The sequence below is a fragment of the Chromobacterium haemolyticum genome (assembly GCF_009936155.1).
GTDB classification, from domain to species: domain Bacteria; phylum Pseudomonadota; class Gammaproteobacteria; order Burkholderiales; family Chromobacteriaceae; genus Chromobacterium; species Chromobacterium haemolyticum.
The window spans coordinates 679,834-692,002 of sequence record NZ_AP019312.1 but is presented as its reverse complement, the minus strand read 5'-3'; the positions used below and the strand labels follow the sequence as shown (position 1 = coordinate 692,002).

General features: G+C 69.2%; 5 protein-coding genes and 1 tRNA gene. 5 read left to right on the top strand and 1 reads right to left on the bottom strand.

Going from position 1 to position 12,169, the window contains the following annotated elements; genetic code table 11:
- Positions 1-47: 47 nt before the first annotated feature.
- Positions 48-281 (bottom strand): MbtH family protein, encoded by a 234-nt coding sequence (locus GYH29_RS03150; protein ID WP_019102904.1) that lies wholly within the window; start codon positions 279-281, stop codon positions 48-50.
- Between the two features lie 385 nt (positions 282-666).
- Between GYH29_RS03150 and hmlG the strand changes: the two genes are divergently transcribed.
- From hmlG to GYH29_RS03125, 5 genes are all read left to right on the top strand, one after another.
- A complete protein-coding gene (gene hmlG, locus GYH29_RS03145; RefSeq protein ID WP_161523170.1) occupies positions 667-9,123 on the top strand; it encodes a jagaricin-like haemolysin non-ribosomal peptide synthetase HmlG in 8,457 nt (2,818 codons plus the stop codon).
- Positions 9,116-10,438, top strand: coding sequence for a jagaricin export MFS transporter HmlH (gene hmlH / locus GYH29_RS03140; RefSeq protein WP_161523169.1), 1,323 nt, complete (start codon positions 9,116-9,118; stop codon positions 10,436-10,438). Before hmlG ends, hmlH begins: the two co-directional genes overlap by 8 nt.
- Positions 10,439-10,442: 4 nt before the next feature.
- On the top strand, positions 10,443-11,222 hold the full coding sequence (locus GYH29_RS03135; protein WP_161523168.1) for a thioesterase II family protein: 780 nt from the start codon (positions 10,443-10,445) through the stop codon (positions 11,220-11,222).
- 347 nt (positions 11,223-11,569) lie between these two features.
- Positions 11,570-11,899, top strand: a complete 330-nt coding sequence (locus GYH29_RS03130) for a hypothetical protein (protein WP_081575517.1) — start codon at positions 11,570-11,572, stop codon at positions 11,897-11,899.
- A 190-nt stretch (positions 11,900-12,089) separates the two neighbouring features.
- Positions 12,090-12,166, top strand: a tRNA-Arg gene (locus GYH29_RS03125).
- Positions 12,167-12,169: the final 3 nt, after the last annotated feature.

The window sequence follows — 12,169 nt, the reverse complement described above, 5'->3', positions numbered from 1 at the left end:
AAAAGTCGCCGCAATGCGGCGACTTCAAAAACAACACATAACAACCATTAATTAGCGGAAGGGGAAGCCGTTTGATTTTCCTGCATGAATTGTCTCAGGCTCAACGGACGCATATCCGTCCAGTTCTTTTCAATATAGTCCAGGCATTCCTGTTCCGCGCCGCTGACGCCAAGCGAGCGCCAGCCGGCTGGAATGTCGCGATATTCCGGCCATATCGAATATTGCTCTTCATGATTCATCACCACGATGTATTTGGTTTCGTTCATCGCGTCCTGCGTCATATCAACCTCCGTGCCGTCGCTAGAAAATTAAGACAGTTTTCAAATAAATTAATTTACCCAATCAAAACATTGCGAAGAACGTGTTTATGATCTCGCGAGCTAGAGCGAGACAAGGCGAAAACAGCTGAGAAAGCGGAATGTACGAGTGGTACATGAGCATTTCGAAGGTGTTTTCAACGCCGTATCGCCGACGCGCAGCAGGTCGCAAACAGGTTCTAATTGGAATTGTTTAAATCGGAGAATACCGACCCACAAACCCGCCAAAGAATATACCGCACAAATTGAATATTTTTACAGACCTCGAAAAATAATCGAAATCAAATCGGGCGCGATAAACGCGCAGCCCGATGGGCGACGACAACACATCACCTGGAAAGCCATTGAAATGAGCGTTAGCGATTGGAACGATAACGATCTGGACCTTCTCGACCATTTGCTGGAACAAGAGCTGGACGTCTTGCCCCCGTCCCCCGCGCCCGTGGACGGCGGACGGATTCCGCGCGGCGACGCCGTCTCCGGCCCGCTGTCCTTTCAGCAGCAGCGGCTCTGGTTTCTACACCAGCTCAGCGCCGGCGCCGCCGCCTACAATATCTGCTCCGCCTTCCGCCTCAGCGGCGCCTTGCAGGCGGACGCGCTATGCCGGGCTTTCGATTGCGTGGTGACGCGCCACGCCTCCCTGCGCACCGCCATTCGCGAAGTGAACGGCGTGGCGACGCAAATCCCGCAGCCCGCCGGCCGCGCCTTTATCGATCGACTGGACTGGTCCGCCTTGCCGGCCGAAGAAGCCGCGTCCCGGCTGGAAACGCTGGCGCGCCGGGAAAGCGCTCACGCCTTCGACCTGTCCTTCGGCCAGCCGCTGCGCATCGCGCTGGTGAAGCTGGCGGCGGACGAGCACGCGGTGGTGCTGACCCTGCACCACATCGTCGGCGACGCCTGGTCCCTGGCGGTGCTGATGGACGAAGCCGCCAGCGCCTACGCCGCGCTCAGCCGCGGCCGCGCGCCGGATCTGCCAGAGCTGCCCATCCAGTATCTGGACTACGCGCGCTGGCAGCACGCCTGCGGCCGACAAGACCGCTGGGACGCCGACCTCGCCTATTGGAAAACCCAGCTAGCCGGGCTGCCCACGCTGGAGCTGCCCACCGACAAGCCCCGGCCGCCGGTGCAAAGCTTCGACGGCGCCACCGTGGGCTTCGCCGTGCCAGCCGACACCGCGGAACGCCTGCGCCGGCTGGCGGCGGCCGAGCGCACCACGCTGTTCTGCCTGCTGCTGTCCGCCTTCCAGGCGCTGCTGGCGCGCCACGCGCGCCAGGACGACCTGGCCATCGGCACCTCGCTGGCCGGACGCGAACGAGTGGAAACCGAGGCGCTGATCGGTTTCTTCGCCAATATGCTGGTGATCCGCGCCCGCATCGCCCCGGAAGACAGCTTCCGCCAGTTCGCCCGCAGGCAATCGGACGTCATGCGCGATGCCGTCGAACACGCCGCGGTGCCCTACGACCAGCTGGTCGGCGCACTGGGGCAAGCCAGCCGCGACCCCAGCCGCAACCCGCTGTTCCAGGTCGCCTTCACCCTGCTCAACATCCCGGCGGCGATGCCGACGCTGGACGGGCTGCGGCTGACCCCGGTGCTCAGCCAGGAAGCCGCCCGCTTCGACCTTGAGCTGTTCATGCGCGAGACCGAGGACGGCCTGTCCGGCGCCTTCTCCTACAACACCGCGCTGTTCGAGCGGCTCTCCGTCGAGCGTTTCGCCGAACAACTGGTGATTCTGCTGGACGCAGCCAGCCGCCAGCCGGACGCGCCGCTGGCCGCGCTGCCGCTGACCACGCCGCAACAGGCCGCCTCCCTGCTGACGCTGCCGCTGCGCGCCGCCGCGCGCGATGGCGAACCGGTGCACCGCGCCTTCAGCCGTTTCGCCGCGATGCAAGCCGACGCCGCGGCGCTGCGCTGCGACGGCAGGGAGCTCAGTTACGGCGAACTGGAACGGCTGTCGGACGCCGCCGCGCGGCGGCTGGCGGCTGCCGGCGTGCGGCCCGGCGATCCCGTCGGCCTGTGGCTGACGCCCTCGTTCGAACTGATGATCGGCGTGCTGGCCGCGCTCAAGGCCGGCGCCGGCTATGTGCCGATGGACCCGGCCTATCCGGCCGACCGCATCCGCTACATCCTGGAAGACAGCGGCGCGTGCGCCGTGCTCAGCACCGAGGCGCTGGCGCCTACGCTGCCGCCCTTCGCCGGCCCGCTGCTGACTCTGGACGCGGCGGAGCCCGCGCCGTCGGCGGCGCTGCCGGCCGGCGACGACCCGGACGGCCTGGCCTACATCATCTACACCTCCGGCTCCACCGGCCGGCCTAAAGGCGTGGCGGTCAGCCACCGCAACTGCGCCCGGCTGTTCTCCAGCAGCGCCGAGCTGTTCCAGTTCGGCCCGCGCGAAGTGTGGACGCTGTTCCACTCCTACGCCTTCGACTTCTCCGTGTGGGAAATCTGGGGCGCGCTGGCCCACGGCGGCGTCCTGCTGATTGTGCCGCCGCTGCTGGCCCGCTCCTCGGACGCCTTCTACCAGCTGTTGTGCGAGGAAAAAGTCACCGTGCTGAGCCAGACCCCGTCGGCCTTCCGCCAATTGATGGCCGCCGAGGAGGCAAACCCGCGCGAAGGCGATCTGGCGCTGCGCTACGTCGTCTTCGGCGGCGAGGCGCTGGACCTCAGCAGCCTGGAGCCCTGGCTGGACCGTCACGGCGACGACTACCCGCGGTTGATCAATATGTACGGCATCACCGAAACCACCGTGCACGTGACCTTCCGCCGCATCGGCCTGCCCGAGATCAAGCGCAAGCTGGGCAGCGTGATCGGCGCGCCTCTCCCCGACCTGTGCATCCGCCTGCTGGACGATGCGCTGCAGCCGGTGCCGCCGGGCATGGTGGGCGAAATCCACGTCGGCGGCGCCGGCGTGGCGCTGGGCTACGTCAATCAGCCGGAGCTGAGCGCCCAACGCTTCATGCCGGATCCGCACCTGGACAGCGGCCTGCGCTTCTACCGCAGCGGCGATCTGGCCCGCGTCACCCCGCGCGGCGAACTGGAATACCGCGGCCGCGCCGACCAACAGGTCAAGCTGCGCGGCTTCCGCATCGAAACCGCCGAAATCCAGGCCTTGCTCAGCCAGCACCCGGCGGTGGCGGAAGCCGCCGTGGTGGTGCGCGGCGAAGGCGATCAGGCGCGTCTGGTCGCCTATGTCGCCAAACGTAGCGGCCTGGAAGCCGCCGCCGCCAAGGACAAGGAAAAGGGCTGGCTGCCCGCCTTCGACATGATCTACGAGGACGCGCCAGCCGAGGACGCCGACCTCGATCTGGTCGGCTGGACCGACTCCTACGACAACGCCCTGATTCCCGCCGCCCACATGCGGCGCTGGCGCGACGAGATCCTGAGCCGCATCCGCGCGTTGCATCCGCGCCGGGTGCTGGAAATCGGCGTCGGCAGCGGCATGCTGTTGCTCGCCGTCGCCCCGGACAGCGAGCGCTACCACGGCCTGGACTTCTCCGCCCGCGCGCTGGAGCGCCTGGGCCGCACCGTGGCCGCGCGCGGCCTGAACCAGGTGAAGCTGGAGCGGCGCGAAGCCCGCGACCTGGCCGGCCTGCCGGACGACTTCGACACCGTGATCATCAATTCCGTGGCGCAATACTTCCCCGACGCCGCCTACTTCCTGGATGTGGTGGACCAGGCGCTGGCGCGGCTGCGTCCGGGCGGCAAACTGCTGCTGGGCGACCTGCGCCACCTGGGCATGCTGCGGCACTTCCAGGCCAGCCGCCTGCTGCACCGCCTGCCCGCCGCCGCCCGCCCGACGCGGGCGGAACTGCGCCGTCAACTGGACGCGCTGATCGCGGAAGAAAAGGAACTGCTGGTGGACCCGGCGCTGTTCCGCCGGCTGGCGCGCCGCCGCGGCGACATCGCCGCGATAGAAATCCGCCTGAAAGAAGACGGCGGCGACTGCGAACTGACCACCTATCGCTACGACGTGGTGCTGAGCAAGGGCGCGCCTAAGGCCGCTCCCGCCCCTGATGCGCGGCGCCCGCGGTCCGGCCTGGCCAACCGCCGCGCCGCCGAGGTCAACCGCTTCCTCGCCTGGCTGGATCATGATCAGGTCAACAGCACGGCCGACGACGAAACCGCCGACGGCCAGCCCTGGCGGGCGCAAGCGCTGCCCGACACCGCCGAGCCCGCGGAGCTGTTGGCGGCCGCCGCCGCCGACGGCCTGGCCGCGCGCCTCTGCTGGAGCGAAAACGCCGCCGACGGCCGGTTCGACCTAGCGTTGGCCGCCACCGCCGACGCCTTGCCCGCGCTGCCGCTGGAGCGGCTGGACTGCGACGACGACGGCGAGCCCGCCGACTGCTTCAACACCCCGGCGCAAAGCCAGCCCCGCGACGCGCTGGGGCCGGAATTGCGCCGTCATCTCGCCGCGCGGCTGCCCGACTACATGCTGCCCGCCGCCTTCGTCACGCTGGACAAGCTGCCGCTGACCCATAGCGGCAAACTGGATTGGCGCGCGCTGCCCGAACCCGGACAGTCCGAACAAGGCTGCGTCGATGCCGGTGCGCCGCCGCGCAGCCGCGCCGAAAGCGAAGTGGCCCGCATCTGGGGCGAAGTGCTGGGCGCCGGCGGCCTGGGCCGCGAACAAAACTTCTTCGAAGCCGGCGGCCATTCGCTGCTGGCCACCCGGGTCATGTCCCGGCTGCGCGCCGAATTCGGGGTCGAACTGCCCCTGCGCACCTTGTTTGAACACCCGACGGTGGCCGAATTCGCCGTTGCCCTGGCGGAACGCGTAGAGCTGGAAGACCCGGCCGCGCCGGCTTCCGCTCCGGAGCGCCGCATCCCCCTGGCGAACCGCTCGCGGCCGCTACCGTCCTCCTTCGCCCAGCAACGCTTCTGGTTCCTGGAGCGGCTGGACCAGAGCGAAAACGGCGTCTACAACATCGCCCAGGGCCTGCGCCTGCGCGGCCGCCTGAGCCTCCCCGCGCTGCGCGCCGCGCTGGCCGGCGTGGTCCGCCGCCACGAGGCGCTGCGCACCCGCTTCGAACTGAGCGACGGCGAGCTGCGGCAAATCATCGAAAACGGCGACGGGCCGGAACTGCAAGAACTGACGCTGCGCGTGACCGCCGGCGAGAGCCTGGAAACGGCGCTGAACCGCGCCGCCGAAGCCTTCGCCCGACCCAAATTCGACCTGGAGGCCGCGCCGCCGCTGCGCTTCGCCCTGCTGCGCATCGCGCCGGACGACGCCGCTTTGCTGATCGCGCTGCACCACGCCCTGTCCGACGGCTGGTCGCTGGGGGTGCTGGTGCGGGAGTTCGGCGAACTGTACGCCGCCGCGCTGGAGCAACGCCCGCCCCGCCTGCCCGCCCTGCCCATCCAATACGGCGACTTCGCCCAATGGCAACGCGACGGCCTGGCCGGCGAGCGCTTCGAACACATGCTGGCACGCTGGAAAACACGGCTGGCCGACGCCCCGGCGGAACTGGAACTGCTGGGCGACCGGCCGCGCGGCATGGGCGCCATCGGCCGTCCGCGCCGTGGGCGCTTCGTCCGCTTCGGCTTCTCGCCGGCGGAAACCCAGAGCCTGCGCCGGCTGGCCGAACGCGCCGGCGGCACGCTGTTCATGGTGTTGCTGGCCGGCTACGCCGAACTGCTGTCGCGGTACAGCGGCCAGCGCGACCTGGTGATAGGCAGCCCCATCGCCAACCGTCAGCACGCGGACCTGGAGGGCCTGATCGGCTGCTTCGTCAACACCCTGGCGCTGCGCGTCGACTTGGCCGGCGCGCCCAGCGCGCTGCAATTGCTGGCGCGGGTGCGCGATGTGGTGCTGGAAGCCTACGAACTGCAAGACCTGCCCTTTGAAACCATCGTCGACGCGCTGCGGCTGGATCGCTCGCTGACGCGCAACCCGCTGTTCCAGACCATGCTGGTGCTGCAAAACGCGCCGCTGGACACCCTGCGCCTGCCGGGGCTGGAACTGGAAACGCTGTCCAGCGACGACAGCTCCCCGCGCTTCGACCTGACCCTGACCCTGCACGAAGCCGACGGCGGCCTGCAGGCGATGCTGGAATACGACGTCGACCTGTTCGAGGAAGCCGGCGCGCGCCGCCTGGCCTCCCGCTTGCAACGCTTGCTGCTGGCCATGGCCGCGCAGCCGGAGCAAGCGCCGTCGCGCCTGCCGCTGCTGGACGCGGACGAAACCCGGCTGCTGCTGGAACAAGACGGCGAAGCGGCATCCGCGCCGGCCACCCTGCTGCCCCTGATCGAGGCCAGCGCCGCCGCCGCGCCGGAGGCGACGGCCTTGAGCGACGAGCGCCGCGACCTGAGCTACGGCGAACTCAACCGCCGCGCCAATCAACTGGCGCGGCGTCTGATCGCCCTCGGCGTCGGCCCGGAGGACATCGTCGCCATCGCGCTGCCGCGCTCCGCCGATACCGTGGTGGCCTTGCTGGCAGCGTTGAAAGCCGGCGCGGCCTATCTTCCGCTGGACCTGGACTACCCTCCGGCCCGCATCGCCTTCATGTTGAAGGACGCCGCCCCCCGCTGCGTGCTGACCCTGAGCGACGCAACGCTGCCGGACGGCGCGGCGCGGCTGGATCTGGACGACCCGGCCTTGCAAGAGCACCTGGCCTCGCTGCCTGACGGCAACCCCGCCGACAGCGAGCGCGTCCGCCCGCTGCGGCCCAGCCACCCCGCCTACCTGATCTACACCTCGGGTTCCACCGGCGCCCCCAAGGGCGTGGCGATCCAGCACGGCAATCTCCACGCCTCCACGGCGGCCCGGCTTGCCTTCTATCCTGCGGAGCTGTCGCGCCCGGGCACCGCCTTCCTGCTGCTGCCCTCCTTCTCCTTCGATAGCTCGGTGGCGCTGCTGTTCTGGTCGCTGGCCTGCGGCGGCCGGCTGATCGTCAGCCGCGCCGGCGGCCAGTTGGAACCCGGCTACCTGGCCGGCCTGGTGGAACGCGAGCGGGCCGACGTCTGGCTCAGCCTGCCCTCGCTGTACCGGACCGTGGCGCAAGCCCAGCCCGCCGGCTGGGGCGGATCGCTGCGCGCGGTGCTGTTCGGCGGCGAAGCGGTAACGGCCGGCGACCTGATAGGCGAGGGCCGGCGCTTCTACAACGAATACGGCCCCACCGAGGCCACCGTCTGGGGCACCGCGACGGAAATCGTCGCGCGCGACGGCCAAGCCATCGACATCGGCCGCGCCATCCCCGGCTACCGCGCCTACATCCTGGACGAGGCGCTGCAGCCGACGGCGCCCGGCCTGGCCGGCGAACTCTATCTCGCCGGCCCCGGCGTCGCCCGCGGCTATCTGCGCCGCCCGCGGCTGACCGCGGAACGCTTTCTCCCCAACCCCTTCCGGGACGGCGAGCGGATCTACCGCACCGGCGACCGCGCCCGCTGGCTGGCCGACGGCCGCATCGAATATCTGGGTCGCGGCGACCAACAGCTGAAGCTGCGCGGCTACCGCATCGAAACCGGCGAGATCGAAGCCGCGCTCAGCGCGCAGCCCGGCATCGCCGCCGCCGCGGTGGCCTTGCACCACGCGCCGCCCGCCGCCGCGCGGCTGGTGGGCTATCTGGTGCCGACGGACGGCGAGATCGACACCGCCGCGCTGCGCAGCGCGCTGGCGGAGCAATTGCCGGAATACATGATTCCCAGCGCCTGGGTCAGCCTTCCAGCCCTGCCGCAAACGCCCAACGGCAAGCTGGACCGCCGCGCGCTGCCGGCGCCGGAACTGGCCGCGCGCGCCTACCGCGCGCCGAGCACCCCGCTGGAAGAACAACTGGCCGCGCTGTTCGCCGCCACCCTGGGCCTGCCGAGCATAGGCGTGGACGACAGCTTCTTCGACATGGGCGGCCACTCGCTGCTCACGCTGCAACTGCTGTCCCGCGTCCGCGAGGAACTGGGCGTGGAGCTGCCGCTGGCCTCGCTGTTCACCTCCGGCACCGTCGCCGAGTTCGCCCGGCTGGTTCAGGAGGCCGGCCAAGCCGCCGCGCCGTCGGTGCTGGTGCCGATACGCACGGACGGCGACGACGCCACCTTGCTGTTGGTCCACGACGGCTCCGGCCAGATCATCGGCTATCAGAAGCTGGTGGAGCGGCTGTCGCCGCGCTGGCGCGTCTACGGCCTGCAAGCGGCGGGGCTGGACCCGGCCGTCGCGTCCGACGACAGCGTGGCGGCCATGGCCGCGCGCTACGCCGCAGCGGTGCTGCAAGCCGGCCTGTCCGGACCGTTGATCCTAGCCGGCCACTCCTTCGGCGCGGCGGTGGCGGCGGAACTGGCGCGGCGGTTGGTCGAGGCCGGCGCCGAAGTCAGCCTGCTGGCGGCGCTGGACGCGCCGCCGCGCCCGGACGCCGGCTTCCTGAGCGAACTGCCCCAGGACGAGGCCGGGCTGCTGCACTATATGAGCCGCACCGTGGAAATCGCCACCGGCAAAGCGCTGGCCGTCTCGGAAGACATGCTGCGTCCGCTGGACCGAGCCGGCCGCTTCGCGCTGCTGAGCCGGCGGGTGCAAGACTCCGGCCTGTTCCCGCAAGGCATGGACCCGCGCCGGGTGGAAGCCATGTTCGACGTCTACCGCGCCAACCTGCTCAGCCTGCGCGGCCACCAGCCTCGGCCCGCGCTCTGCCCGGTGGCGGTGTGGGTCACCGACGGCCTGGCCGCCGCTACGGCCGGACCGGCCGACCTGGGCTGGTCCGACTACGCCGCCGGCCCGGTCCAAGTGTTCCGCGCCGCCGGCGAACACGCCGACATGCTGCGCGAGCCGCATGCGGCCAGCCTGGCGGAGAGCCTGGAACACGCGATGAGGGCCCGCCATGTCTAAGCCCATGCCCGTCCAGCCGGCGCTCTGGCGCGACCGGCGCTTTCTCTGGCTCTCCGCCGCCTGGTTCTGCGCCATCCTGGGCCAGCAGACCGCGCTGATCGCCCTGCCCTGGCTGGTGCTGCAACGGGGCGGCGACGGCCTCGCCCTCGGCCTGATCGTCACCGCCATGGAGCTGCCGCGCGCGGTGTTCATCATCGTCGGCGGCGCGGTGGCGGACCGGTACTCGCCGCGGCGGGTGTTTCAGTGCTCGCTGCTGTGCTGCGCGGCGCTGCTGGCCCTGCTCGGCTACGCAGCCTACCGCGGCGGCCTGCCGCTGGCCTGGCTCTACCCCTTCGCCGCGGCGATGGGCGTGGTCGCCGCCTTCACCGGGCCGTCGGCCGCCGCGCTGCTGCCCAACACCGTGCCGGAAGAAAAGCTGCAACAGGCCAACTCCGTGTTCATGGCGGTCAACCAGCTCACCTTGCTGACCGGCCCCATGCTGGCCGGCGCGCTGATAGCCCTGCCCGGCGTCCGCGCCGGCGGCGGCCTGGGCCTCGCCTTCCTGCTGGGCGCCGCCTGCTTCCTGAGCGCCGGCCTGATGCTCAGCCGCCTGCGGCCGCGCGCCGCCGCACAGGCGCCATCGGCGCAATCGGCGCAATCGGCCGCCGGCATACTGCGCGCCATCCGCCGCGGCGCCGCCTGGACCTGGGGCGACGCCACCCTTCGCGCGCTGTTCTTCTACTGGGCGGTGATCGCCTTCCTGACCGCCGGCCCTATCCAGATCGGCCTGCCGCTGCTGGTCAAAACCGCGATGGGCCTGGACGCCGGCCACTTCGGCACCCTGCTGTCCGCGCAAGGCGCCGGCAGCCTGCTGGGCATGGCCCTGCTCAGTCTGCTGCCGCTCAAGGCCCTGGGCCGGCTGGGATGGATGGTATTCTGCGCCGACGCCCTGATGGGCGCGCTGATCATCGGCCTGGGTCTGTCCCCCGCGTTTGCCGCCAGTTGCGCGATGATGTTCCTGATCGGCCTCTTGGGCGGCCTGGTTCAAGTTCGTCTGATGGCCTGGATCCAGGCCCGCATTCCGGCGGAAATGCGCGGCCGGGTCATGAGTTTTTTAATGTTCATGATGGCGGCGGTCACGCCCTTGTCCACCACGCTGGCCGGCGTGAGCCTGGCGTCCGCGCCGGTGCGCGCCTTGTTCGCCGGCGCTGGCCTGCTGCTGATCGGCGTCGCCGTGCTGGCGCTGTGCAGCCCCCGGCTGCGCGCCATCGGCGCGCCCGGCGGCTCAGGCCCGGCGAAGCTCCGCCCCAACCCTTCACTGCAAACAGGAGACTGAATCGATGCACCCCTCACCCTGGCTCCAGCGTCAGCCCAGCAGCCAGCCGCCGCGGCTGCGCCTGTACTGCTTTCCCTACGCCGGCGGCCATGCCGGCGCCTATGCCGGCTGGCAAGGCCGCCTGCCTCCCGAAGTGGAAGTCTGCGCCGCGCAACTGCCCGGCCGCGCCGCCCGCTTCCGCGAAGCCGGCTTCAAGGCGCTGCCGCCGCTGGTGGACGCGCTGGCGCGGGAGCTCCCGCTGGACGACGCCCCGCCCTTCGTCTTCTTCGGCCACAGCATGGGCGGGCTGATCGCCTTCGAATTGACGCGGCTACTGCGCGCCCAAGGCCGGCCGCTGCCGCAGCAGCTGATCGTGTCCGGCTGCGACGCGCCGCAACACCGCCAGCCGCCGCGCATGCTGCACCGGATGGACGACGACGGCTTCATCGACGCGCTGCGCGACTACAACGGCACGCCCGCGGAGATCCTGGCCAACCGGGAAATGATGGACCTGCTGTTGCCCACGCTGCGCACCGATTTCGAACTGGTGGAAACCTATCGCTACCAGCCGGCCCCGCCGCTCTCCCTGCCCATCACCGTGCTGGCCGGGCGCAACGACCGTCAACGCCTGCCGGAACAAACCGAAGGTTGGCAACGGGAAACCGCCTCGCCCTCGCGCGTCCACTGGTTCGACGGCGACCACTTCTTCATCGCCAGCGCCCGGGACGCCGTGCTCGCCCATCTCAACAGCGAACTCGCCGACGCGCTGTCCAGCCACGCAGCCGCCATGCCGGAACCCGCCTGAACCGCAGCCGTCCGACGCGAGGCCGAGCGCAAACGCGCCCGGCCTCGCGTCGCCTCCATGGCGGACGCCCGCCCCTTGCCACCCCGCCGCAAGCGCGTGATAATCCCGCCGTGCTGTACTTCAGCACCGGGCTTGGCAGCCCGAACCAGTAAGGCGGACAGCCGCCGCACGCGGCATTTTTACGTCCGTTGCACACCACAGGGTAAGTCTTACGCTAAGGCTGGCCGTGGTGGGGGCGTGCTTGCACGCGCCGGGTCCTTACTGCCGGTCTGCCAACCCTGCCACGCGCCTGTCTCCACGCTTGGCAGCGAAGGGGCAGGTTTAATGCTCAGTAAGGAGTCATCACCATGACTAGCCCCGTTCAATCCCATTCCCACCACATCCCATCGCTATCCACCTTGCTGCTCCAGCTGAAAAACTTGCGTCAACAGGATGCCACGCTCCACCCCATTGACCCGCTATTGCGGCAACTCGACGAGTACTGCGAACACTTCGATCACAGCCTTCATCTGCTCAGCCTGGAATTCAATCAAGTCAGCACCGCCTTGTCTGCGCTGGCGGCGATGCTGGAGCAATCCAAGCTAGACACGCTGGAATGCGAGCAGGTGTATTGCCTGCTGGAACCCTTCGCTCGCGGCTTGCATCAGACTACGATGCAGATGCTGGAATTGGCCTGAGCCTGATAAATGACCAAAGCCCCGAGAAGGGGCTTTGGCCGGAAGATCGGACTTAGCATGTTGGCATGAAGCGACATCCTGAATCCGCCCGCTCGCGGCCATGTGAAATTTTTTTCAAAAGTCCTTGACGCTCAAAAGCCGGATCTATATTATTCCGCTTCTCGCAAGACACAACGTCTCGCGAAACAGCGCACCCGTAGCTCAGTTGGATAGAGTATCTGGCTACGAACCAGAGGGTCGGGCGTTCGAATCGCTCCGGGTGCGCCACAA

Excerpts from the sequence above, each read along its gene's own strand:
- GYH29_RS03150 (WP_019102904.1), bottom strand. The coding sequence starts at position 281 with ATGACGCAGGACGCGATGAACGAAACCAAATACATCGTGGTGATGAAT.
- hmlG (WP_161523170.1), top strand. The coding sequence starts at position 667 with ATGAGCGTTAGCGATTGGAACGATAACGATCTGGACCTTCTCGACCAT.
- hmlH (WP_161523169.1), top strand. The coding sequence starts at position 9,116 with ATGTCTAAGCCCATGCCCGTCCAGCCGGCGCTCTGGCGCGACCGGCGC.
- GYH29_RS03135 (WP_161523168.1), top strand. The coding sequence starts at position 10,443 with ATGCACCCCTCACCCTGGCTCCAGCGTCAGCCCAGCAGCCAGCCGCCG.
- GYH29_RS03130 (WP_081575517.1), top strand. The coding sequence starts at position 11,570 with ATGACTAGCCCCGTTCAATCCCATTCCCACCACATCCCATCGCTATCC.